This is a genomic window from Sediminicoccus sp. KRV36 (assembly GCF_023243115.1).
In the GTDB taxonomy this organism is placed as follows: domain Bacteria; phylum Pseudomonadota; class Alphaproteobacteria; order Acetobacterales; family Acetobacteraceae; genus Roseococcus.
This window is the reverse complement of record NZ_CP085081.1, coordinates 2,654,795-2,675,564: the sequence shown is the minus strand read 5'-3', so window position 1 is coordinate 2,675,564 and position 20,770 is coordinate 2,654,795. Positions and strand designations below refer to the sequence as shown.

The window sequence follows — 20,770 nt, the reverse complement described above, 5'->3', positions numbered from 1 at the left end:
CTCAGCGAAGCCAGCCATTCCGCGGCGCGAGCCAGCCACGCGGGCGCTGGGTGTCGGATGCGGCTGGCGCAGGTGGTGGCGACTGAAGAGCGACATTCCCGGCGGCGGGAATTTCGCTCGCCCGGAGCGGGGCATCGGCGATCTGGTCGCGCAGCTGCTGCCAGAACCGATCGCCGTAGCGGTCGGCACCCAGTAGCCAGAGCGCCGCACGGGCGAGCACGGCGCAGTCCAGCGCCTCGTTCCGTTCCCGCAGCTTGGCCCATTCCTGCCGGGCAAAGCCGCGCCGATCCTTCGTGGTGCGCAGCTGCTCCGCGACCAGTTGCTTGACCCATTCCACCTCGATCGCGCGCGGCAGATGCACCCAGCCGGGCGGCCATTCCTCCGCGTCGCCGCGGCCGAGCCAGAGCCGGCGATACAGGTCGGCCTTCCAGGTCGAGACGGAGACGGTCCAGAGCTTGAGGCCACGCCGGAGCTTCTGGCCGTTGACCAGCGCATCCACCGGCGTCGGGCCCTGCACGGGCTGCGCCCTGTTCCAGCCGTCGATGCCCTTGGTGGGCGCGATCCTCGGATCCCGCAGGCGCCGCAGGTGGCCATAGACGGCGGCGGTGTCCCGGCCGCCGGTGTCGACGCAGAGCCGGGCGATGCGCATCGCGCCGCCACCCTGGCGGCGCCAGTCGCGCGCCAGCACCCGGGCCAGTTCGTCCCAGGGTTCGCGATCCCGCGGACTGCCCTGGATCACGACGTGATCCACCAGCCAGGACGAGAAGCCCTCCGCCCAGCCCCAGACGTCGCATTCCAGGCGATCGTCCTGGACGTCGACGCCGGCGGTCAGCACGAGCGCCCCGGGCGGCACCACGCCCATCGCGAAATCCTCGCGGCGCTCCACGAGCCGCTCCCAATCCGGCGCCTCGCCCTGCTCCTGCCAGGTCTCGCCCAGAACCGTGTTCTTGAAGGTCTTGATGTCCTCGGGCTTGCCCTGGGCGGCATCCCAATCCCGGGCGATCTGCTCCCAGGAGAGCCAGCCCACCGGCGAGTACAGCGCCGAGATGTGGAAGCCGATGGTATGCGGATCCTGGCCCTCGGCCGTCGCGCGCCACTCACCGCCGCCGAGCATCGCCGTCTTGTCGTGCTCCTGCATGGGGTGGTCGCAGGCGGTGCAATGATACCGCGCTGTCTCGGGCGCTGCCTTCTCCCAGACCAGCCGTTCGAAGCGCAGCCACTGCATCTCGCCGCAGGCTTGGCACGGCACAAAGAACCGCCGCTGGTCGGAGGCCAGGTATTCCCGCTCGATCCGGCTGCGGCCGGCGATGGTCGGCGTGCTGACCAGGAAGGCCTTGCGCCGCCACCCGAAGGTTCGAGCGCGCGCCTCGGCCAGGGCAATCGGGTCACCCTCGCCGGCAACGTCGCCGGGATAGGCGTCCACCTCGTCGAGGAACAGGAACCGCGCCGTCATCGAGCGCAGCCCGACCGCGCTGTTGGCGCCCGTCAGCACCAGGATGCCGCCAGGGAATTCCTTCGACAGCATGGTGTTGCCGCTGTCGCGCGCGCGGGCCGGGGCGACGCGCTCCCGTAGCGCCGGAGTCTCCTCCAGCAGCGGGTCGATGCGCTGGCGCGAGAAGCGCTTGGCCAGTTCCACGGTCGGCTGCACCGCCAGCGCGGGCGCCGGCACGTGGTGCATGATGTAGCCGAGCCAATTGTTGCCGCTTTCCGTGGCGCCGACCTGTGCGCCCTTCATGAAGACGACGCGCCGTGCCGGATGCACCGCCGACAGCGCGTCCATCACGTCCTTCAGGTAGGGCGTGCGGCTGGTGCGCCAGGGGCCTGGCTCGGCAGATGCGCGGCTGCCGAGCATGCGGTGCCGCTCGGCCCATTCCGAGACGGTGAGCTGCGGCGGCGGGCGCAACATGGCGCCCACGCGACGGCGCACATGCTCACGGCTGCGAAGACCGGTCCCCTCCGAGGCCTGCTGGATCGAAGCGATCGGCCGCCTCCGTCAGCAGGTCGTTGATGTGGCTCTGCAGGATGGTCTGCAGCAGATGCGGATCGACGCTGATCTCGGCGGCGATCAGGCCCGAAACACGCGCCGGCCAATTCAGCAGCGCGTCGCGCATGGTGCTGCCGATCTCATCGAGCGCGGCATTGGCCTCGGTGACGTCGACCAGGCGGCGCTTGGTTTCGTCCAGCGAGAGGCGCTGCGCCTCCACCTTCAGCGCGAGCTGCGCGATCTTCAGTCGGGCGAAGGGTGTGCCCTCGGCGCCGGCGCCATTGGCCAGCGGCGAGCGGGCGGGGTCGGCGGTCTCGGTAAGGCGGCGGCGGGTCTTATCGATATCCCACTGGCCGTCCGGCTCACGGGCGATGCGGCCCGACCGTTCGGCCTTGTGGATGGCGGTGTCGCTGACGCCGAGGCGCCGCGCGGCCTCGCGCGTGGAGGCGGTCAGCTCGGGCATGGCGGCGACCTCCCGCCGCGCGTGATGGCGATGCCGGCCTTGTCAGAGGGGACGAAGGGCGCGCTGGCGGGCGGCTTCGAAGGCGGCGGGCCAATGCAGCGTGACGCCATCGGCAAGCGTCTGCACCGCGGCGCCCAAGCTGAGCTAAAAAGCGAGGCCTGGCCACAACCACCAGACCAGGAGGGCTGCTGTAGCACACCAGATGCTCACGATGACCGCTGCTCCGACACGGCTGACCGGACGCGCCTCGGCCCGCAGTGCTGTCGCCCGATGCTCGGCCAGAACCTCCTTCGGCACGAGACGAACGGCCAGCATGATCGCGATGGGCAGCAGCATCACCTCATCGAGATAGCCAAGAACGGGGATGAAGTCGGGAATGAGATCGATCGGTGATAAGGCATATGCAGCGATCGCCAACGCGATCGCTTTTGCGTACCAGGGTGTGCGGCGGTCGCGGGCGGAGAGCCAGAGGGCGTGGACTTCGCGTTTCATTGTGCGTGCCCAAGCCTTCAGCCGCTCCCACATCGCCCGCACTCCCTGATCGTTCGCAATAACGTTCCACCCGGGAGCCGTGCCATGCCCCGGGTGGATCGCCAAGGTGCATCAGATGGCGATGCGATAGACCGTGAAGCTCCCGCGGGCACCCTCCTTATTCGGGCCGACCTGGCGGACCCGCTCCATCACCTCGACCGCGTGGCCCTTCTTCTTCAGCCCCGCGAAGAAGCCCCGCACCGTGTGCTGCGCCCAGCCTGTCGCCTCGGCGATCTGCGCCACTGTCGCCCCCTCGGGCCGGCGCAGCATCGCCAGCACCTGCTCCTGCTTCGTGCCCTCGCGCGGCTTGCGCGGCGCGCCGGGTTCGCGGGCGATCCGGGCGGGCTTGCCGGCGAGCAGGGTGCGCAATGCCGACATCGGCGCGTCCAGGGCGCCGATCATGTCGCCCTCGCGGTTGGCTTCGTCATCCCAGGCGGCGAGGATCGCCGCGGCGGCGTCTCGCAGGTTGGCGCGTGGCGTAGCAGCGGGTGCCGCGAGGGCCTGGTCGAGCATGGCGATCTCCTCCGTCAGGGGCGCGGCCTGGGCGGGCTCGGCGGCGGGCGCGGGGCTTTCCCCCGGCGTGGTGCCGGGCGCCACCGTGGGCGCCGTGTCGGGCACGCTGCCCTCGATGCCCGAGCAGTCGGGCTCGCCGGCCACCTCGTCGCCCTCGTTCGGGTCGATGCCGATGGCGCGCAGCCCCTCGTCGGTGATGCGCGCCACGATCCAGGTCCCATCGTCATCCTGGCGCCAGCCCAGCCCGACATGCTCCCGCGGCGCGTTGATCTCGGTGAGCAGATTGTTCTTGATCAGGCTGCGGAACACCGCGTTGCGCGCAGCGGCGGGCAGGGTCTTCGGCGCGCGGGCGAGGCCCATCTCGTGCTGTGCGGCGGCGCTCAGGATCACGCGCTGGCTGTCGGAAAGCTTCGTCATCGTGGTGGTCTCCGGTTCCGGGTGCCGGTCATCGGCCCCTACTGCCGGGAGCCCCGCCGGCTCTGCCGGTCGGGGCGGTGCGGAAGTGGCCCGCGTCAGGCTTCGTATTCGCCGCGGCGGAAATGCTGGTCCGCGATGTCCTTCAGCTTCGCGGTGGCGTCCGAAAGCCAGGCGGCCTCGCCCCAGAGCACCGTCTCCGGATCCGCGCCGAAGTGGTCCGCGCTGGCCTGGGTGAGTTCCGCAAGGAGGGCATCGAATTCGGCCTTCTTCGCCAGGAAGGCGGCCAGGCTGCGTTCCTGGTTGCGGGCAGCGCGGGCGGTGCGGTCGTTCATGGTGGTCTCCGTCGTGGTGCAGGGCATCCCCTGCGTGTGACGGACCAATCGCGCTGTGGCGCGCACGAGCCAAGCAAGATGCAGCGTCGTGAGATTGCTATGATTCGGCGGTCTGGATCACATCATGATCGACAATGCCACGCGCCGCGGCGACATCGGCGAAAATGCGATCATCGCCCTCCAGCACGGCGGCTTCGCCGGTCGTCTCCTGCCACCGCCGCACGATGACATCGGCATACGCGGGATCGATCTCCAGCAGCACGGCACGCCGCCCCGTCCGCTCCGCCGCGATCATCGTCGTGCCCGATCCGCCGAAGCAGTCGAGCACCGTGTCGCGCGGCTTGCTGCTGTTGCGGATGGCGCGCTCCACCAGCGCAACCGGCTTCATGGTCGGGTGTAGGTCGTTGCGGGCCGGCTTGTCGAAGTGCCAGACATTCCCCTGGTCGCGCGCCCCGCACCAGTAATGCTGCGCGCCGGCCTTCCACCCGTAGAGCATCGCCTCGAACTGCTGATGGTAGTCGGCGCGCCCCAGGGCGAAGGTGTTCTTCGCCCAAATGATCGTGCTCGACCATTTGCCGCCCGCCTCCTGCCAGACGCGATGCAGCGTCGGCCATTCGGAGGAGGACATGCAAACGTAGCAGGAGCCCTTGGTGACCGAGAGCAGATTGGCCAGCGCGGGACGGAGGAACTCGGGAAAGCCGCCGCCGAGCGCATCATTGGCGATCGTCATCTTCGCCGCAGTGCCGCCTTCATATGCCACATTATAGGGTGGATCGACGAAGCCCATGTCGGCCAGGTGGCCAGCACCGAGCGCACGCTGCACGTCGACCAGCTTAGTCGCATCGCCGCACAGCAGGCGGTGCTCCCCGCAGATCCACAGATCACCTGTCCGGCTGACCGGCACCACGGGCGGCGGCGGTGCTTCGTCGGCATCGTCGCCGAGACCGGCATCGGCCGCGGCCAGCAGCCGGTCGAGCTCCATGCCGGAAAAGCCAAGCACGTCCAGGTCGACCACCGCCTCGTCGCGAATGCGGGCGATCTCGGCGGCAAGCAGCGCTTCGTCCCAGCCGGAGTTCAGGGCGATCTGGTTGTCGGCCAGGCGCAGGGCGCGCGCCTGCGCCGGGGATAGATGGCCGAGCCGCAGCACCGGTACCGTGGCCAGTCCGAGCTGCTTCGCAGCCATGACGCGGCCGTGGCCGGCAATGAGCACGCTCTCGGCGTCGACCAGCACCGGGTTCACGAAGCCGAACTCGGCAATGGACGCCGCGATCTGCGTCACCTGCGTCGGCGAATGCGTGCGCGCGTTCTCGGCATAGGGCACGAGGGACGCGACAGGCAGAGCGGAAACGATGAGATCAGGCTGCACTGGCGGTGACCTCCTGCCTCGCCGCGGCCACGGCGTCGTAGTCGCGACCGTCATCGGCCAGCGTCACCGGCAGATCGGGATGCAGCATCCGCCACCGCGCCACGGCCAGGTCGACATAGGCGGGTGCCAGCTCGATCGCGCGGACCTGACGGCCAGTCCGCTGAGCGGCGAGGATGGTGGTGCCGGAGCCGCCGAAGGGCTCAAACACCACGTCGCCCTCGTCCGTGTAGGCGCGCATCAGGAAGTCAGGCAGCGCGACGGGGAACACCGCGGGATGCTCGGTCTCGATGCCGCGCCCCTTGTGGCGCGTGAGGCGCAGCACGTTGTCGGGGATCCGGAAGTCCTGCACCGGCAGGCCGGCGTGCTGGTACTCCGAAATGGTTCCATCGGCCGCCCGCAGCCCGCTGCCCTTGTTCGGCGTGCCGGCCCATTTGCAGGGGACGATCTTGTTTGCCTGCCGGGCCTGGCGATTGAAGTGGAAGACGAACTCAAAGGCCGGCGCGAGGCGCCCGTTCCAGTCGCCCGGTAGGCCGGGCCCCTGGTCCCAGGTGTAAAGCCCGAAGCGACGCCAACCGCGGGCGCGCATCCAGTCGAGCCAGCCGGCCCGATACGGGATCCATTCGCTGTCGCGATGGATCAGGCCGAGGTTCACCAGCACCTGACCATCGGGCCGCATGGCGGCGTCGAGGTGCTGGAACACGCCCTGCATCAGGGCGTCCCAATCCGTGCCGCCGCCGGTCGAGTAGTCGCGCTGGTTCCCGTAGGGCGGGCTGGTGAACAGCAGCACGGCGCGATCATCGCCCACCACGCGCGCCACGGTGGCGGCGTCGGTGCTGTCGCCGCAGAGCAGGCGGTGCTCGCCGAGCAGCCAGAGATCGCCGGGGCGGGTGACGGCCTGGCGCGGCGGAACCGGATCGGCATCGGCGGGGTCCTCCGCCGTTTCCTCCCCGGTGACCGCCGCGCCTGCCGCACCGCCCCCCTCGGCGGGATCCGCGGACAGAGCCTCGGGCGCGTCGCCGTCGGACACGGCCTCTCCAGCCGCCGCGAGGATGTCGTCGAGCTCCGCGGCCGAGAAGCCGAGTGCCGTCAGGTCGAGGTCCGGCGCCGCCTGCACCGCGGCCAGCGCATCGCGCAGCAGCGCCTGGTCCCAGGTGGCGTTCTCCGCGATGCGATTGTCAGCGAGCCGCAGGGCCTCCTTCTGCGCGGCGGACAGATGCCGCAAAACGATCACCGGCACCTTGGCCATGCCGAGCGCGGACGCCGCCTCAAGCCGCCCGTGGCCGGCGATCAGCACGCCGTCCTCATCCACCAGCAGCGGGTTGGTGAATCCGAAGGCCAGCATGCTGGCCTTGATCTGCTCCAGCTGCGCGGCGCTGTGCACGCGGGCGTTGCCGGCATGCGGGCGCAGCTCCGCCACCGGACGCAGCAGGATCTTCGCCGCCATCCAGGGGAGCGTCATCTGGCCATCCGGATCTGGGAGTGGGTGCAAACCATGCGGCCCGTGAGTGCAAACCTGGCACGGTATGGTTTGCGGGCTATCTATTTGATCGCGCGGGGAACGGGCTGCAAACCGCAACCCTGTTTTTCGGCCTGGCGCTAGCGACCTTGCGCGCTTCCGCCCCCCGCATACAGCGGGGCCAGGAAGGACCCTGCGGCTCGAAAGCCACTGTCTCGATCGAGCCGCAGCGTGGCTGGTCAGCCGCGCTGCGGTCGCACCCTTTCCAGGTGTCCAGATGATAGGCCGTGTGGATTTCGGTGCGCAACGCGACATTCTTTCGCTGCGCTACGCATGATTGCGCTGCGACGATTTTTCTTTGATCGACGCGTCGATTGTCATGCCGCCCTCGTCCTTGGCACGAGCCCGAAGTGTCCCGCCAGCACGCTGAGCGTGGCGACCAGCATCCCCTGCGCCTGCGGCGGAGCGACGGGGCGTCCGCCCCATCCCTGGCGCATGGCCCATTCGCGGACGGACATCTCCAGGCCGATGACATGCCACGCGCAGGAGCCAGCGGCGCTGTCATGACCGCCGAGGGCATCCAGGGCTGCACCGATCTTGCGGCGTGCGTCCATGTGGTGGTCGGAGAGGGTGTCGGCCGTCTGGCCTGGCAGGCGGACCAGCACCGACTTCGACATGCCATCCAGGGCGGCGCTGCGGAACAGGGCGCGGAAGTAGCCACCAGCGTCGTGCATCTGCTGGGTGATGGTCCCGTTGGCCAGCATCATGCCCAACGTGTCTACGGCACGACGATGCTGCACGGGGCTGCCCGTCTCGGGATCCGCGTCGCGGATCGGCTCGCCGAAACCGCCATGCTGGAGCCGCCACTTCGAAGGGCCCATCGATTCCTTCTGCTTCGTGGTCTTCGTCTTCCGCTTACCGGCCATGAGTCTTCTCCTGCTGCCGTGGCCCCCAGCGGCGCACGGCTTCGTTCTGAATTGCCTGGCGCAGCCAGGGATCGGTGATGTCCTCGAGGTGAAGCGAGACGACGCCCTGCTGCTGCCAGACGCGGCGGCGCAGCGTCTCCATCTCGGGCGTGGTGGTGGCGCTGCGGGTGCCGCGGTCGAGGCAGGAGCGCGGCCGGCGGGGGGAGCCAGGGATCGCCATCTACACAATCCCCCCGGCGGTCACACAACTCCCAGCTATCCTATTGATATATATATTATTGTTATTTTTGTTATTATGTACTGCGAGGTGTTGTCGTGCTCCCACGCGTGTATGGGGCGAGGTGTCCCCTTCGTGCCCGCGCACGAAATAACAAAATCCACAAAAGCCTGATTTCAGAGGCTTAGCGGGGACGGTCGGGATATTGTTATTCATCGCCTGCGGCCTCCTCGGCTGGCGTATCGCCTGGCGGCAGCACCAGGACGTAGCGTGAGCCGGCCGGGCGGCCGGGACCGCCGGACGCGGGCGCAGCGGTTTCGATGACTGCGCCGTTTGTCACCAGCGCTTCGATCACCTCGCCGAATTCCCGCGCGGTCAGCTTCAGCCCCTTGTGGAACATGTCGCGCCGGCTGCACGGGCCGTGCTTGCCGATGATGTTGATGGCCTTGTTCAGGCGCTTCTCGAACTCGCTGTCCGCCAGGAAGCGCTGCGCGTCACGCAGCACGGTCCTTGTGCAGTGCTCGGCCAGCGCCCAGCCCCAGGCCACGTCTGCCACGGCGACCTGCGGATGCGCCGGATCGCGGCTGATCGCGCAGATCAAGGCGAGCTTGCTGGCGTTCTCGCCCAGGCGGTTGACGATGGCGGCCTGGGGCGTGCCGGCCACCTTCTTCGCCCAAACGTCTTCCTCGGCCAGCTTGCGGTCGTGAATCGCCTCTGCCGCCGCCGTCATCGGCACGGTGTGGGGCGTCGCCTCCTCGGTGGCCGACATCGGCACGACATGCACATCCGGCAGGTTCCCTGGTGGAGGCGGGTCGCCTGCGCCGCGGGTGATCGCCTTCAGGGCATCGAGCAGGGCGGGTGGCGGGGCGATGATGCCTGCATTCGGGTTCCGCTCCGGCCGGTCGGTGTCGGTGACGAAGACCAGGAAGCGTGCGAGCGAGCCGTCCATCATCGCGCCGCCTTCCAGCGCTTTCCAGAACGTCGAGGGCGTGGTGGTGCCGAAGAAGCAGACGCAGGGCTGGTGGATGTCGACCCGCGGCGCGTCCTTCTTGTTGGCGTATTCGGTGCCGCGATAGATGCCCTTCGCCCGGCTGTAGAGCTTCATCAGCTCGGACCAGATTTCGGCTTTGTGCGCAGGCGCCCTGCCGCCCGTGACGGTGGCGAGGAACAGGCCGAATTCGTCGATCTGGAACAGTCGGGCAGGATGCTGCTCCAATGCGGACAGCATCCCGCGGCCGGAGGCCAGGTTCTCGCCACCGAGATAGCGGTCCAGCTTGGCCAGGTCGAAGCAACGCCGGATCACCTCCGGAGCATGATCCTTGCCGCCGCCGCTTTCGGCCACGGCGGCGATGTAGATGTTGGTCCGCAGATCGGTGCGGGTGCGGTACTGGCGCCCGGCCAGCGCTCCCACTGCGCAGATGGCGGCGCCGAGGGCGAGGAAGGGCTGGGGCCGCAGCGCGGATCCAACGCATTCCTCCACCAGCATCTGCAGCACGCCGCCGGGCTGCAGAATGGTGGCCGGCACGGGGAGCGGCGCAGCCTGCTGTTTCGCCCGACTGGCGTCGAGCTTTGCGAGAAGCGCCGCGGCAGGATGGACGTCCGCGGCTGCGGCCGGTGTCGTTGCATCTGCCCTGGCCAGCATCGCCGCTGCCGGATGCGGCTGCACGGCGCGCTCGGCGGCTGCGGCGTTCAGCGTGATCTCGGGTGGTGGGACCCATCCGCGGTCTATTGCCCAGCCGTAGATGCTGCCAGCGCCGATGCTGTGCGGCCGCAGCTTGGCCCAGCGGCGCTCCGCGGTGTCCGATTTGCCCGAGCCACCGGATTTGCCGCTCGACTTCGACCAGTCGAGCCAGAGGTCGCGCCCTTCCTCACCCAGCGCCGCCTTGATGGCGTTGCCCATCGTGATCCACGAGGCGCCGTCGAGATCCTCGTTCGGGAGATAGGCCAGCGCTGCCTTCACCGCCTCGAGGGTGCCGCGCGGATCGGACGGGCCGCGCCAGGCGGCGCTGTCGGAAGGAAGATGGAGAGAGCGCGGACGCAGCTCGGGTGGGATCAGCGCATGGGCGCGATCGAGCCAGGCCATGGCCGCCGCCTCGTCCAGCATGGGCAGCTGCGCGAGCGGGGTGTCGAGCAGGGTGTCCTCAGGCCAGACGTAAGGCTGCCCGGTGTCGGGGTGCACGGCATGCGCCACGAACTGCTGGCCACGCGCCAGGACCTCGAGCGGCAAGCGCTTGCGGCCAGCGAAGGGCGTGGCGGCGCGATAGACCAGCAGCCGCTTCGGGGCGCGGCCGATGCGCAGGCAAGGCGTGTCGCCCAGCATGGAGGTGGCGAGCTCAGCGATTTGGATGGCCAGCGCGCCGTCCAGGATATCGATGTCGATGCCGACTACGGCGCCGGTGGCGATGCCCACGCCACACCCGGGCCAGCGGCGCCAGATGTCCACCTCGAAGGGCTTCGTTGGTCGGTCGCAATGCCGCGCCCAGTCTGGATAGGGCGACCACTCCCCGCCGGTGAAGCGCCCCGGCACCTTGGTGCCCGGCATGATGGGGATGACCGAGTAGCCGTTGTCGACCAGGCGCTCGCCGTAGTCCGCCATGAAGGAGGGGGCGTCGGTCATTCGCTGCCACGCTCCTGTGCGGCAATGGCTGCGTCGCAGGCACGCTCCAAGCGCAGGATTTCGGGATAGAGCGCCGCAATCTGCTCGGCAGCGCGCTGGAGCGCCTGTCGCGCCCTCTCCAATTCGGCGTGGATCCCGCGCGCGGGACCGCGAATGTTGGCCGCGAGTTCGCCGACATGATGGGCCGACCTGGCCCAGGGCGGTTGCTTGGCGCGTGGGCGATACGGCTTGCGCGGAGCCGGAGCACTTTTGGTCGCGAGGCCGGCCCGGACCTTTTCGATGTCCCAGGCGCCATTCGGCTCCTTCGCGATGCGTCCAGCGCGTTCGGCGTTTTGGATGGCTGTGTGCGAGAGTCCGAGGCGACGCGCGACCTCTCGGGCCGAGGTGACGCCGCTCATGAGCGGCCCCCCGCAGCGAGCGGCGGCGCCGCATGGCGTCCCGAATCCAGCAGGCGCGCAAGCTCGTCCTGGTAGGCGGTGATGATCACCTCCAGCAGCGTCAGCCACTCGGCCTCGGTCAGCACGGCGAGATCGGTCTTGCCGATGCTCTCCAGGTATTCGCCCGCCATGGGGCTGGCCGCCGTGATGGCGGCGACTTCGTGCTCGTCGGGATCAACCACGCCCCACCTCCGGCAGAGCGCGCTCATGCAGCGCATGGAGCAGGCGGGCAGCGGCTCGCTGGTCCGCACGCGCGGATCGAACCAACCAAAGCCGCGGGCGGTGCGGAGGCGACAGGCTGCGCATCTCACACGAACCTCGCGGCGGCGATCTCGGTGTATTGGCCAGCCGGCCGCACCTGAATCGCGATGGGCCGCCGCAGCTGGTCTAGCTGCTCCAGCGCCGCATCGACGGTCGCAGGGGGCGGGAGATTGCCGGCACGCCGCCGCCACCAGCCCACCGCCTTGTCCCGCGGGAAGCCGGTATGCTCGAAGCAGACCCACTCGCTGTGCCGCGCGAGGCCGCATTCATAGGTGACGCGCAGCGAGGCGGGCTTCCCGGGCTTGTCGTGGCGCGCGTAGGTGATGCCGGTCACGTCGCACCAAGCCGCCTGGATCTGCGTCGAGAGCAGCGCGTTCGACGCCGCCTGCGGTGCGACCTTCACCACGGGCGGCGGGAACTCGTGATCACACTCGATGCAGTGCCGCGCGCTGGCGTGGTTGATGGTCTGGCACTCGGGGCACACCTTGATCGGCGCCTCGCCATCGCCGGCAGGTTCCTTCTTCCGGCCATCGACCATGTCGATCGGCCCGTGCCGCGCCGTGTTGCCGGCGAAGTCCAGCACCAGGCAATCGTCCTTGCCCTCCGCCAGGCGCGTGCCGCGGCCGACCATCTGGACATAGAGGCCGACGCTCTTCGTGGGGCGCAGGAGCGCGATCAGGTCGGTCCCCGGTGCGTCGAAGCCGGTGGTCAGGACATTCGCGTTGGTGACGCAGCGCAGCCGCCCCGCCTTGAAGGCGGCCAGGATGCCATCGCGCTCCGGGCCCGGCGTGTCGCCCGTCACGGTCTCGGCGGAGACGCCGTGCTCGCGGATGGCGTCCCGGACGTGTCGGGCGTGCGCCACGCCGGAGCAGAACACCAGCCAAGAGCCGCGGCCAGCGCCGTGCTGGACGATCTCGGCCACCGCGGCGCGCGTGACCTCGTCGCGGTCCACCGCCGCCTCGAGGTCCTTGGCGATGAATTCGCCACCGCGGGTGCCGACGCCGCCGACATCGAGCTGCGTCGAGGTCTGCTTGGGGACGACCGGGCACAGGTAACCCTGCTGGATCATCTCCAGCACCGGGACCTGGAAGGCGATGTCGGTGAAGAGCCGGTCCTTGCCCTCGTGCAGCATGCCGCTGTCCAGGCGATAGGGCGTGGCCGTGAAGCCCACGACCTTCAGCAGGCCCGCGTTGATCTCGTTCAGCTGGGCGAGGAAGGAGCGGTACATGCCGCTGTCGCCGCGGCCGAGCAGATGGGCCTCGTCGATCAGCACCAGGTCGCAGCGCTGCACTTGCCGGGCGTGGCGGTGGATCGACTGGATGCCGGCGAACAGGATCTGCGCGTGGATGTCGCGGCGGGACAGCCCGGCCGAGTAGATGCCGGCCGGCGCCTCCGGCCAGGCGCGCAGCATGGCCATGAAGTTCTGCTGGATCAGCTCCTTCACGTGGGTGAGGATCAGCACGCGGGTGTCGCCATAGGCGGCGATCGCCTCGCGCGTGAAGCCGGCGATGCACAGGCTCTTGCCGGTGCCGGTCGGCATCACGACCAGCGGATTGCCGCTGCTGGCCGAGAAATAGTCGTAGAGCGCCTCGATGGCGGCGCGCTGATAAGGGCGGAGGGAGAGGGTCATGCGGATGCCTCCTCCCCGGGCCGGTTCCGTCCCGCGTATTCGCCGCGGACCTTCCACTCGCCGCACCAATCGCTTTCGCTGAAGGTGCGCGGCCAGGCGGTGAGCAGGCCCTGCTCGCCGCCCATGTCCTGGCCGTCGCTGCAGATGCTGGTGGACGGGATGGCCGAGGGTGCGCGCCGGCGGCACAGGCCCTCGTCCTGATAGCCATCGTCCGACCGGCTGGTGGCGAGCTGCCAGAAGACACAGGTGCCGCAGACGGCCTTGCGCTCGATGGCGTGGAGCACCGGGTTCATGCCGCCACTCCCATCGCGCCGTCGGCGGGCACGCCGTCACGCCATACGGTGCCATCCGGCAGCCGATAGCTGACCCAATCCTCCCCGGCGTCGATCTGCTCCGCGGCCACGAGGTCGGGCAGATAGAGATGCGCCGCGCAACCGGCCTCCTGGTCGCGCCGGTCCAGCGGGGCCGCGTGCCGGGCGCAATGCCAGATACCACCCGGGGCGGGCGAGGCATGCAGGCAGGATCGGCAATGACGCTCCGGTGCCGCGCCGGCATGGCAGACGGCATGGTGGTCGCAGAAGCGGCACTGCCACCAGGCGGGATCCTGGCTGATGCGGGCGGGCGGCCGGGCGGCACCGATGATGCGCTCGGCCTTGGCCAGGATACGCAGCCCCGCCTCGGCATCGTGGCGGATGCGCTCCTGGTAGAGCTCGTCCGTGTCCTTGCAGACCGCCAGGTAGAAGGCGCGATCGAGGCCGGCGAGATGCATGTAGGCCTGCATCTGCGCCCAATGCAGCGGCTTGGAGGCGGCGACGCCCTCGGCCTTCAGCTTGGCGAAGGACTTGGCGCTGTGGGTCTTGAATTCGCAGACGTGCCAGGTGGTCGGCGCCTCGGGCAGACCGATCGCCACCGAGTCCATGCTGCCGCCGAAGTGGCCGGAGGCATCGCGCAGGTTCCACTGGCGCCCCGTCGCGGGATCCAGGTCCAGGACGGTGACGCCGATGCGGCGCAGGTCGGCGACGAACCGGGCCTCGGCCAGATTGCCAGTATCGAACAGCCGCAGCAGCCGGCCAGCATGCCGGGCGCGCGTGGCCCACCGGAAGGAATACCAGATGGCGCGCTCGCATTCGGTGCCGATCAGCGAGGCGCCGAGATGCGCGCGATAGCCGCTATCCGCTGCCGTCTCATAGGCCGCGTAGATGGCGGTGACGGTGGGACATGCGGGCGGAGGAAGGGCGGCCATGACCTTATCCTGGTTCGAGAAAGGGAGGCCGGCAGGCAGGCGGCCTGCCGGCAGATGATCAGGCATTGCGGCGCCAGGGCGGGGTCGCCGCGGCGCCGGTGCGGGCGGCCGGCGGTGGTGCCGCGGCGGCCGGGCGGGGACCCGGGCTGTTAGGGCGCGGGGCGGTGCCGGTGGCCGCGCCGACGTTTGCCGCCGAGTAGCCAGCCACCTTGTTTCGCGCCTCGCGGTGCACGCCGTATTTGTCGGGGCCGGCCGGCTCGACCTTCAGCGTCACGATCAGCGGCTTGAAGTGCAGCTGCTCGCTGTCGCTGACATGCACCTGGCCGACCGCGTGGCAGATGGCCGACAGCGTGCGCTGCGCAATCTCAACCGTCTGCTCGTTGCGGTTCACCAGATTCAGCTGGTCGAAGATCTTGCGGCGGGCCGAGGCGCCTTCCAGCACCTCAAACACCAGCTTGAGCAGCTGCCCGTCGCCGGCCTTGGTCGGCAGCATCTCGCTCTCGATCAGATGCGCGAGGTATTTGCCGGGCGGCAGCACCTCCAGCGGGACGGCGGGGGCGACCTCGGTCGCGTCAAAGGTTCCATTGAGGGATGCCATGGGTCAGCTCCGGGCTTCGGTTGTGGAGGCGGGGGCGGCGCTGGGCGGCGTCGCGTAGAAGGGGATGCCGGCGGCGAGCTCGGGCCAGGACAGCGGCAGCGTCTCGGCCAAGCCGAAGCGGTTCTTCGCGAGGAAGGCCGGCCGCTCGGCGGTGTGCAGCAGGCGATCACCGCCGCTGACGCCGCGGACCACCTTCTTGTTGAAGCCGACGTCCGACTTCAGCGTGCTGACGCGATAGTTCGCGAAGAGGACGGCATCGACGTGCTCCTGCACCAGCGCCGAAGCACTGCGGTGCAGCTTGGGCTGGTACCGGTCGTACGGTTCCGTCTCAGGGCTATCGAAGCGCCGGATCTCGGCATGCGCGATCAGGATCACGCCCATGCCGCGCTCGTCGCGCAGCGCGTTCACGCCGTCGAGGAAGCTGCGCCAGGTGTCGAGCGCGGCGAGGTAGCCCTTGCCGTAGCCGAAGGACTCGATGCCCGGCTGGTTGTGAGTCTGCGCCGTGTGCTGCCAGACCAGCGGCTCCAGCCAGTCGAGGCTGTCCACCACCAGCGTCTCGAAGTCGTGCGGCTCGGTGTAGAGGCTGCCGAGCGCCTCCATCACCGCGTCGAAGCTGCGCAGCACGCCGAAGGTGGCGGCACTGATCGTGCCCAGCCCGTCCTCGGTCTGCACCACCACCGGCCGCGGCGCCGAGGTCGCGAAGAGCGTCTTGCCGACGCCGGCCACGCCATAGGTGAGCAGCCGCGGCGGGCGCGCGTCGCCGCCACGCCGCAGGGATGCGAGGGAGATCGCCATCACTTGGCCTCCTGCTTCGCGGCGCGCGGCTTGGCCTTGATGACGTCGACCTTGATTTCGCCCCCGGCGCGCGCGACGACTTCAGTGAAGCTGTCGAGCGTCGGCTCGAAGGCCGCGACGTCCTTCGCGCGGGCAACGGCATCGCCCTGCAGCGGGATGACGACCTGGATGCGGAGCTCGTGCGCCATCACGCGGCGTCCTTCTGTTCGAGGGTGTAGGAGGGGCGGCCGGTGGCGACGGTGCGCGCCGGCTCGAAGACCGCACGGATGCGCGGCGGCCAGGCCGTGAAGCGGCTTTCCGGCACGCGGATCTCGGTGCTGACGTAGTCCGCGGGGTCCTCGCCCCACGCCACGATGGTGGCGACCGCCGCGGCCAGCTTCGGCTGGTCCCACGCCGCCTTCTTCGGGAGGTCGGCGACGACCTCGAAGGCGTCATCCGCGACGCGGACACGGCCGGTGTCCTTGCCCTCGGCGCGACGGGCCGCGGCGGCGGGACCGCCGTAGCGGGCATGCAGCGCGTCGTGCAGTAGGTCGGCGAGGTGCTTGGCGTCGGCCTTCACCGCCGCGACCTCTTCCAGCAGCATCGCCAGATGATCGGCGGGCAGGCGGGCGGCCTGCGCGGCGTCCATCTCGCGCAGCTGCGCCAGAGTGGTTCGGTTGGTCATGGTGGTCCCGTTCAACGAGGAGGTACCCGGCTGGATGGGCGATGCAGGCGGCCGGGCGGGCGCGGGCATCGGCATGGGGGTGGCACTCATGGGATGGTCGCCAACTCGGCGAGCCAGAGGAGCGCGATGAAGCCGCCGGCGAGCAGCACGCCGCCGGCAAGGTTGCGGAGGGCTTCACCGATGGCGTGCACGCGGCGGGCGGTGCGCGGGCTCACGGCGTCACCTCGGCGATGGCGTCGGGCGACGGCAGCGGACCTTCCTCGGCCTGGCGCGCGCGGCGGGCGCGTTCTCGATCGGCATCCGGCTCCGTGCAGCGCACGCTGCGGCGCGCGATCTCGATCCAGACGTGAAGCGGCAGGACCACCATCGGCGTGGCGCGATCGCGCCAAAGGAAAAGCGCGTCGTTGCCGCCGAGCCACCGCTCCAGCGTCTTAAAGCCGTCGCCTTCGCCGCGGGCCTTGACCTCTGCCTTTACCGGCTCGGCGCCGCGGACATAGAGATCGACGTCGGCGCCGTTGCCGCGGTACCGGACGGCGCCAGAGAGCGGCACGCGCTCGGCCCTGAGGCCGCACTTCATGTGGATGTCGACGATGGCGCGCTCGCGGCGCAGGCCCTTGTCGCGGGAGGATTTGCCCATGGCCGGTCTCACGCCGCCTGCCGGTGGGTCTGCATGATCCGCCCGAGGCGGCGCAGCAGCCCCCCACGGCGGATGCAGTCGCCACCATGGTGGATGAGGTACTCGCCGGCCTCGTCGATCTCCTGCGGCAGGAGGTGGCTCGGCAGCAGCGGCACGAAGGCGTTGCGGCTGGGGACGAAGACCTCGCCGCGGCCGATCTGCTCGACGGTCGCCCGCGCATCCTGCGGGAACATCTCCATCTGCTCGGCGCGCAGGCCCTCAGCGTGGTCAGCGCTCTCGGCGCTGCGCTTGAGGTCGTCGCGGATGAGCTTGTTCAGCGCGGTCGAGAGCACCACGGCGAACAGCTGATCATCCTGGCGGATGGTCTCGGATGCGCTGCGGACGATCTCGCCCACGATGGCGGGAACGTTGCCGCGGTGTTGGACGCTGATACGGGCTTCGCGGATCAGCGTCCGCATGCGGTCATGCGGTGTGGTCATGTTCATTCTCCAGGGCGTTGATCCAGAGCGGCAGCCGCTGCAGAGCCTCGCGCGCCTCGCCGCGCAGATCGGCGAGCAGGGCGCGCGGGCTGCGGCCGGCGAGCGACGCGAAGTCGGTGGGCAGGGTCGCCACGGTGAGGACGGCGGCCGTCCAATCCGCCCAGTCGGCGCCGATGGGGGTGACCTTCGGCGGCTCGGGCGGCGGGGACGTACGCTTCGTGCGGGGCGGCGGCGGGCCGAGGGTGGCGTGCACCGCATCGCGCACGGCTCCGCGCAGCCCGGTCATGGTCGGCGGCGCGCCGTCGGCGCGGGACTGCGCGAAGTAGGCCTCCATCGCGGCGCGCCCCGCGGCCTGGGCCTGCTCCTCGCGGCCGCCAGCCAGCTCCTCGTAGCGGTGGGCGGTACTGGTGGAGATGCCCGCATCCGCCAGGGCCTGGGCCTTCGAAGTTCCCACCGCTGGGAACTTCGAGCCACCGCCTGAGCCGCCATGGTCAGCGCGTTCCAGCTCCCGGCTCAGTTCGCCGATGCGCACGCAGGCGCGCAGGTGGATCTCGCGCACCCAGACCTCGAGGTCGCGGTCGTCGCGTTGGCGGGCATAGGCGGCGAGCGCCGAAGCCTTGTCGCGGATCTCCGAGGCCTCATCGATGCGAGCGCATTCGGCCAGCGCGGTGCGGGCCTGCTCGTAGCGGACCAGCGCGGGCATCAGGCGGTCACCGCGGCCGGCACGCCGGCATGGGACGGCTGCGGGATGCTGGTGGCGTCGCGCGTCTGCGCCGCCTCGAAGGCCTCAATGTCCTCGAGGCGATAGGCGACGCGGCCGCCCAGCTTCAGGAAGGCGGGCCCCTGGCCCAGCCAGCGCCAGCGCTCCAACGTGCGGGGGCTGAGGCACCAGCGGCGCGCCACCTCCGTCTGCGTCAGATGCTTCACTGTCATCGGTGCTTCCCTCGCGCTGGTTCGAACAACCGCGGGGAAGATCGCTTCAGGACAGGGAGAAGAAGGAGGTGGGGTTAGGGAGAAGAAAAGGGAGAAATCGGCCTACAGGTCGAAGCCCCAGGCGCCTTTCACCGAGGTGATGTAGGGCTTCAGGAGCTTCCACTTCACGCCACCAAAGTGTCGATGCAGCGTCCCATGGTCAGTGAGCTCGCGGATCGGCACGCGCCTGCCGGCATGGAAGGCGTCGACCAGCTTGCGGATTGCCTCGATGTGGTCGTCCGACCTGAACACGATTGGTTCGCCGCCGTGGATGCGCAGGCGTGTTCCATCCGGCGTGAGGTCCAGGGGGCCCGAGGCGGCCGCCACTGCGACACCACGCATGCGAGCGTCCAGGATCTCGCCGCTCACGGCCAGGCCATCCTCCGCGGCCAGCACGTCGCGGATCGGCACCAGGATCGTGCCAGGTAGTGACACCCCCCGAAGACGGGCGGCGCGACTGGTGCACAAGATGATCACGTCCCGCGGATAGGGCCGTGCCTGCAGTGCAGCTGCGACCTGGGCCCGCACAGCGGCCTGCCACATTCGGCGCGCGAACCATGTCTGGACGCGCGCCGGACGCTTGCCGAGGCGGGCATCGCCCATCTCCCAGAGCAGTCCATCGATCAATGGCCGTGGCGTGCGCGCGGATGGAAGCGCCAGATCGGCTCCGATCGCGGCAAGGGTGTTCGTGATTTCGACGCGATGCCGGGCCAGTCGCGCGGCCGGCACCGCGACCAGACCGCCGGACGGGCTGAAATAGGCAAACCCGCCCGCCTTCTCGGATCGAATCAGCGTCACCGGCGCGTCGTCGTGATCCGCGAGCGATGCCGAGACGGTCTCGTGACCGTGGGGCACCAGCAGCCCGCCTGCGCGCAACATGCCAACGGGGCCGGGCGACATCTCCGCCACGGCCCCGTTCAGGAAGGGCTCCTCCAGGTCCAGCACCTCGAGGAGCAGCGCGACAGCCTCGGCGGAGAGCCGGGGCGGTTCGTCAGACATCCCGCAGCATCCGCCAGCGCTTCAGGTACTTCTCACCGACCAGGCGCTCGCGGTCGGTGCGGTCCTTCAAATCGCAACCCTTCGGCATCGAGATGGTGACTGGCAGCGTGCGACCACCGCGCACCCCCGGCGTCGCGTGGAACTTGATGGTGAAGCGGGCCTGCGTGACCTTGAAGCCGCCGGCCAGCGGATCGTTGTCGCCAAAGCGCGCCTCCGCCATCTGCCAGATGCTGCGCTCCGCACCACGCATGCATTCCAGCGTCACGCGCTCGCCCTGCGTCTCGTAGGGCATCAACCGCAGAAGGCTGACCTTCACGGATTCGATGTTGTCCTCAACATCAGTCGGAAAGTCGAAGGGCTGCAGCAGGTGGTCCAGTGAATACTGGCGGATGGGGATGCGGTCGCCGTCGAACGGCGCGCCCAGCATGTGCTCGGCGAACAGTCGCACCAGGTCCTCGCGGGTCTCCCGTGCCTGCGCCACCACCTCGATGGTGCCGGAGGCGGGCTCATAGGTGATGGCCGCCTCGACCACCGGGCGGAAGGGAAGCCGGTCGAGCTTGCCGTCGACGAAGGCGCGCCGATCACCGGCGCGGCCTTCGCGGTAGATGGCGACCTGGATCAGCGCCGCATGCTCCCCGTCGAGCGAGGGGCGGGACCTATCGCAGATCTCCACCTCGACATGCTTCGTGTCGAAGTGCGTCGCGATGGCCGCCTTGAAGGCCGCGTAGGGATCACCGTCACGGGGCACCGTCAGGCCGGGCAGGCATTCGAAGCCGTCCCACATGCGGCCGTAGCGGCGGTCATCGGCATAGCGGACTTCCTCCGCGTGACCGAAGCCGGCGGGGTCCTTGAGGAACATCCACAGCGCCCGGGCATGCCCGTTCTCCAGGGAGTCCAGAATGTCGGCAGCATTGGTAATCGAGTAGAGCGCGGCCTGGCCGGCTTCGTCGGTCATGGCGCCGACGCGGTCGGCGTCGTTCATGACGCGCAGCCGCTCGGCGTCGTGCATGGCATCCACCGCCCGAAGCAAGGGTGGCACGACGACGTTGGCCGCACCCTCCCACACCACATCGGGCGGCATCTCGGCCTGAATGAACGAGAAATAGGAGCGGAGCGACGCCGGAGGCGTGCTCCGGATGAAATCCGGGATTGTCGGCACGGGGGGTCTTTCGATTACGGCCACGCCAGCCAATCCGGCGCTCCGCTAATCGACGTATCAAGAATCAGTGTGCG

At 69.6% G+C, this 20,770-nt stretch carries 26 protein-coding genes; all 26 read right to left on the bottom strand.

Going from position 1 to position 20,770, the window contains the following annotated elements; genetic code table 11:
- Nucleotide 1: 1 nt before the first annotated feature.
- A complete protein-coding gene (locus LHU95_RS12545) occupies nucleotides 2-1,852 on the bottom strand; it encodes a phage terminase large subunit family protein (RefSeq protein WP_349292618.1) in 1,851 nt (616 codons plus the stop codon).
- Between the two features lie 79 nt (nucleotides 1,853-1,931).
- On the bottom strand, nucleotides 1,932-2,447 hold the full coding sequence (locus tag LHU95_RS12540; RefSeq protein WP_248707300.1) for a hypothetical protein: 516 nt from the start codon (nucleotides 2,445-2,447) through the stop codon (nucleotides 1,932-1,934).
- A 144-nt stretch (nucleotides 2,448-2,591) separates the two neighbouring features.
- Nucleotides 2,592-2,939 (bottom strand): DUF1232 domain-containing protein, encoded by a 348-nt coding sequence (locus tag LHU95_RS12535; protein WP_248707299.1) that lies wholly within the window; start codon nucleotides 2,937-2,939, stop codon nucleotides 2,592-2,594.
- Between the two features lie 111 nt (nucleotides 2,940-3,050).
- Nucleotides 3,051-3,908, bottom strand: coding sequence for a DUF3489 domain-containing protein (locus LHU95_RS12530; RefSeq protein ID WP_248707298.1), 858 nt, complete (start codon nucleotides 3,906-3,908; stop codon nucleotides 3,051-3,053).
- Between the two features lie 95 nt (nucleotides 3,909-4,003).
- Entirely contained in the window at nucleotides 4,004-4,240 is a 237-nt protein-coding gene (locus LHU95_RS12525) for a hypothetical protein (protein WP_248707297.1), read from the bottom strand.
- A 97-nt stretch (nucleotides 4,241-4,337) separates the two neighbouring features.
- The gene (locus LHU95_RS12520) at nucleotides 4,338-5,606 is read right to left on the bottom strand and encodes a site-specific DNA-methyltransferase (protein WP_248707296.1); all 1,269 of its coding nucleotides are present in this window, start codon (nucleotides 5,604-5,606) and stop codon (nucleotides 4,338-4,340) included.
- Nucleotides 5,596-7,065: a DNA methyltransferase gene (locus LHU95_RS12515; protein ID WP_248707295.1), complete on the bottom strand. Its 1,470-nt coding sequence runs from the start codon at nucleotides 7,063-7,065 to the stop codon at nucleotides 5,596-5,598. The genes LHU95_RS12520 and LHU95_RS12515 overlap by 11 nt, the downstream gene beginning before the upstream one ends.
- Nucleotides 7,066-7,439: 374 nt before the next feature.
- Nucleotides 7,440-7,988 (bottom strand): hypothetical protein, encoded by a 549-nt coding sequence (locus LHU95_RS12510; protein WP_248707294.1) that lies wholly within the window; start codon nucleotides 7,986-7,988, stop codon nucleotides 7,440-7,442.
- The gene (locus LHU95_RS12505; protein WP_248707293.1) at nucleotides 7,978-8,208 is read right to left on the bottom strand and encodes a hypothetical protein; all 231 of its coding nucleotides are present in this window, start codon (nucleotides 8,206-8,208) and stop codon (nucleotides 7,978-7,980) included. The genes LHU95_RS12510 and LHU95_RS12505 overlap by 11 nt, the downstream gene beginning before the upstream one ends.
- A gap of 205 nt (nucleotides 8,209-8,413) precedes the next feature.
- Nucleotides 8,414-10,822: a bifunctional DNA primase/polymerase gene (locus LHU95_RS12500; RefSeq protein WP_248707292.1), complete on the bottom strand. Its 2,409-nt coding sequence runs from the start codon at nucleotides 10,820-10,822 to the stop codon at nucleotides 8,414-8,416.
- Complete coding sequence (locus LHU95_RS12495; RefSeq protein WP_248707291.1) at nucleotides 10,819-11,220, bottom strand: hypothetical protein; 402 nt, start codon at nucleotides 11,218-11,220, stop codon at nucleotides 10,819-10,821. The genes LHU95_RS12500 and LHU95_RS12495 overlap by 4 nt, the downstream gene beginning before the upstream one ends.
- Nucleotides 11,217-11,441, bottom strand: a complete 225-nt coding sequence (locus LHU95_RS12490; protein ID WP_248707290.1) for a DUF6511 domain-containing protein — start codon at nucleotides 11,439-11,441, stop codon at nucleotides 11,217-11,219. Before LHU95_RS12490 ends, LHU95_RS12495 begins: the two co-directional genes overlap by 4 nt.
- Nucleotides 11,442-11,566: 125 nt before the next feature.
- Nucleotides 11,567-13,150, bottom strand: coding sequence for a DEAD/DEAH box helicase (locus tag LHU95_RS12485; RefSeq protein ID WP_248707289.1), 1,584 nt, complete (start codon nucleotides 13,148-13,150; stop codon nucleotides 11,567-11,569).
- Nucleotides 13,147-13,443, bottom strand: coding sequence for a hypothetical protein (locus tag LHU95_RS12480; protein ID WP_248707288.1), 297 nt, complete (start codon nucleotides 13,441-13,443; stop codon nucleotides 13,147-13,149). The genes LHU95_RS12485 and LHU95_RS12480 overlap by 4 nt, the downstream gene beginning before the upstream one ends.
- Nucleotides 13,440-14,393, bottom strand: a complete 954-nt coding sequence (locus LHU95_RS12475; RefSeq protein ID WP_248707287.1) for a PD-(D/E)XK nuclease family protein — start codon at nucleotides 14,391-14,393, stop codon at nucleotides 13,440-13,442. The genes LHU95_RS12480 and LHU95_RS12475 overlap by 4 nt, the downstream gene beginning before the upstream one ends.
- Before the next feature lie 58 nt (nucleotides 14,394-14,451).
- The gene (locus LHU95_RS12470; RefSeq protein ID WP_248707286.1) at nucleotides 14,452-14,991 is read right to left on the bottom strand and encodes a DUF669 domain-containing protein; all 540 of its coding nucleotides are present in this window, start codon (nucleotides 14,989-14,991) and stop codon (nucleotides 14,452-14,454) included.
- A gap of 3 nt (nucleotides 14,992-14,994) precedes the next feature.
- Entirely contained in the window at nucleotides 14,995-15,786 is a 792-nt protein-coding gene (locus LHU95_RS12465) for an ATP-binding protein (protein WP_248707285.1), read from the bottom strand.
- The gene (locus LHU95_RS12460; protein ID WP_248707284.1) at nucleotides 15,786-15,974 is read right to left on the bottom strand and encodes a hypothetical protein; all 189 of its coding nucleotides are present in this window, start codon (nucleotides 15,972-15,974) and stop codon (nucleotides 15,786-15,788) included. The genes LHU95_RS12465 and LHU95_RS12460 overlap by 1 nt, the downstream gene beginning before the upstream one ends.
- Nucleotides 15,974-16,450 (bottom strand): hypothetical protein, encoded by a 477-nt coding sequence (locus tag LHU95_RS12455; RefSeq protein WP_248707283.1) that lies wholly within the window; start codon nucleotides 16,448-16,450, stop codon nucleotides 15,974-15,976. Before LHU95_RS12455 ends, LHU95_RS12460 begins: the two co-directional genes overlap by 1 nt.
- Before the next feature lie 86 nt (nucleotides 16,451-16,536).
- The gene (locus LHU95_RS23380) at nucleotides 16,537-16,665 is read right to left on the bottom strand and encodes a hypothetical protein (RefSeq protein WP_283094258.1); all 129 of its coding nucleotides are present in this window, start codon (nucleotides 16,663-16,665) and stop codon (nucleotides 16,537-16,539) included.
- The gene (locus LHU95_RS12450) at nucleotides 16,662-17,087 is read right to left on the bottom strand and encodes a hypothetical protein (protein ID WP_248707282.1); all 426 of its coding nucleotides are present in this window, start codon (nucleotides 17,085-17,087) and stop codon (nucleotides 16,662-16,664) included. The genes LHU95_RS23380 and LHU95_RS12450 overlap by 4 nt, the downstream gene beginning before the upstream one ends.
- Nucleotides 17,088-17,095: 8 nt before the next feature.
- Complete coding sequence (locus tag LHU95_RS12445) at nucleotides 17,096-17,566, bottom strand: hypothetical protein (protein ID WP_248707281.1); 471 nt, start codon at nucleotides 17,564-17,566, stop codon at nucleotides 17,096-17,098.
- Nucleotides 17,550-18,269: a hypothetical protein gene (locus LHU95_RS12440; RefSeq protein ID WP_248707280.1), complete on the bottom strand. Its 720-nt coding sequence runs from the start codon at nucleotides 18,267-18,269 to the stop codon at nucleotides 17,550-17,552. Before LHU95_RS12440 ends, LHU95_RS12445 begins: the two co-directional genes overlap by 17 nt.
- Nucleotides 18,269-18,499, bottom strand: coding sequence for a helix-turn-helix domain-containing protein (locus LHU95_RS12435; RefSeq protein WP_248707279.1), 231 nt, complete (start codon nucleotides 18,497-18,499; stop codon nucleotides 18,269-18,271). Before LHU95_RS12435 ends, LHU95_RS12440 begins: the two co-directional genes overlap by 1 nt.
- A gap of 102 nt (nucleotides 18,500-18,601) precedes the next feature.
- Entirely contained in the window at nucleotides 18,602-19,537 is a 936-nt protein-coding gene (locus LHU95_RS12430; RefSeq protein ID WP_248707278.1) for a hypothetical protein, read from the bottom strand.
- Nucleotides 19,530-20,696, bottom strand: a complete 1,167-nt coding sequence (locus LHU95_RS12425; protein WP_248707277.1) for a hypothetical protein — start codon at nucleotides 20,694-20,696, stop codon at nucleotides 19,530-19,532. The genes LHU95_RS12430 and LHU95_RS12425 overlap by 8 nt, the downstream gene beginning before the upstream one ends.
- Between the last annotated feature and the right edge of the window lie 74 nt (nucleotides 20,697-20,770).

What these genes read in the sequence shown, in the direction of transcription:
- LHU95_RS12460 (WP_248707284.1), bottom strand. Translation starts at nt 15,974, where the DNA reads ATGGCGCACGAGCTCCGCATCCAGGTCGTCATCCCGCTGCAGGGCGAT.
- LHU95_RS12510 (WP_248707294.1), bottom strand. Translation starts at nt 7,988, where the DNA reads ATGGCCGGTAAGCGGAAGACGAAGACCACGAAGCAGAAGGAATCGATG.
- LHU95_RS12485 (WP_248707289.1), bottom strand. Translation starts at nt 13,150, where the DNA reads ATGACCCTCTCCCTCCGCCCTTATCAGCGCGCCGCCATCGAGGCGCTC.
- LHU95_RS12535 (WP_248707299.1), bottom strand. Translation starts at nt 2,939, where the DNA reads ATGAAACGCGAAGTCCACGCCCTCTGGCTCTCCGCCCGCGACCGCCGC.
- LHU95_RS12470 (WP_248707286.1), bottom strand. Translation starts at nt 14,991, where the DNA reads ATGGCATCCCTCAATGGAACCTTTGACGCGACCGAGGTCGCCCCCGCC.
- LHU95_RS12515 (WP_248707295.1), bottom strand. Translation starts at nt 7,065, where the DNA reads ATGACGCTCCCCTGGATGGCGGCGAAGATCCTGCTGCGTCCGGTGGCG.
- LHU95_RS12475 (WP_248707287.1), bottom strand. Translation starts at nt 14,393, where the DNA reads ATGGCCGCCCTTCCTCCGCCCGCATGTCCCACCGTCACCGCCATCTAC.
- LHU95_RS12540 (WP_248707300.1), bottom strand. Translation starts at nt 2,447, where the DNA reads ATGCCCGAGCTGACCGCCTCCACGCGCGAGGCCGCGCGGCGCCTCGGC.
- LHU95_RS12505 (WP_248707293.1), bottom strand. Translation starts at nt 8,208, where the DNA reads ATGGCGATCCCTGGCTCCCCCCGCCGGCCGCGCTCCTGCCTCGACCGC.
- LHU95_RS12435 (WP_248707279.1), bottom strand. Translation starts at nt 18,499, where the DNA reads ATGACAGTGAAGCATCTGACGCAGACGGAGGTGGCGCGCCGCTGGTGC.
- LHU95_RS12500 (WP_248707292.1), bottom strand. Translation starts at nt 10,822, where the DNA reads ATGACCGACGCCCCCTCCTTCATGGCGGACTACGGCGAGCGCCTGGTC.
- LHU95_RS12530 (WP_248707298.1), bottom strand. Translation starts at nt 3,908, where the DNA reads ATGACGAAGCTTTCCGACAGCCAGCGCGTGATCCTGAGCGCCGCCGCA.
- LHU95_RS12450 (WP_248707282.1), bottom strand. Translation starts at nt 17,087, where the DNA reads ATGGGCAAATCCTCCCGCGACAAGGGCCTGCGCCGCGAGCGCGCCATC.
- LHU95_RS12430 (WP_248707278.1), bottom strand. Translation starts at nt 19,537, where the DNA reads ATGTCTGACGAACCGCCCCGGCTCTCCGCCGAGGCTGTCGCGCTGCTC.
- LHU95_RS12455 (WP_248707283.1), bottom strand. Translation starts at nt 16,450, where the DNA reads ATGACCAACCGAACCACTCTGGCGCAGCTGCGCGAGATGGACGCCGCG.
- LHU95_RS12525 (WP_248707297.1), bottom strand. Translation starts at nt 4,240, where the DNA reads ATGAACGACCGCACCGCCCGCGCTGCCCGCAACCAGGAACGCAGCCTG.
- LHU95_RS12545 (WP_349292618.1), bottom strand. Translation starts at nt 1,852, where the DNA reads ATGCTCGGCAGCCGCGCATCTGCCGAGCCAGGCCCCTGGCGCACCAGC.
- LHU95_RS12465 (WP_248707285.1), bottom strand. Translation starts at nt 15,786, where the DNA reads ATGGCGATCTCCCTCGCATCCCTGCGGCGTGGCGGCGACGCGCGCCCG.
- LHU95_RS12440 (WP_248707280.1), bottom strand. Translation starts at nt 18,269, where the DNA reads ATGCCCGCGCTGGTCCGCTACGAGCAGGCCCGCACCGCGCTGGCCGAA.
- LHU95_RS12445 (WP_248707281.1), bottom strand. Translation starts at nt 17,566, where the DNA reads ATGACCACACCGCATGACCGCATGCGGACGCTGATCCGCGAAGCCCGT.
- LHU95_RS12480 (WP_248707288.1), bottom strand. Translation starts at nt 13,443, where the DNA reads ATGAACCCGGTGCTCCACGCCATCGAGCGCAAGGCCGTCTGCGGCACC.
- LHU95_RS12495 (WP_248707291.1), bottom strand. Translation starts at nt 11,220, where the DNA reads ATGAGCGGCGTCACCTCGGCCCGAGAGGTCGCGCGTCGCCTCGGACTC.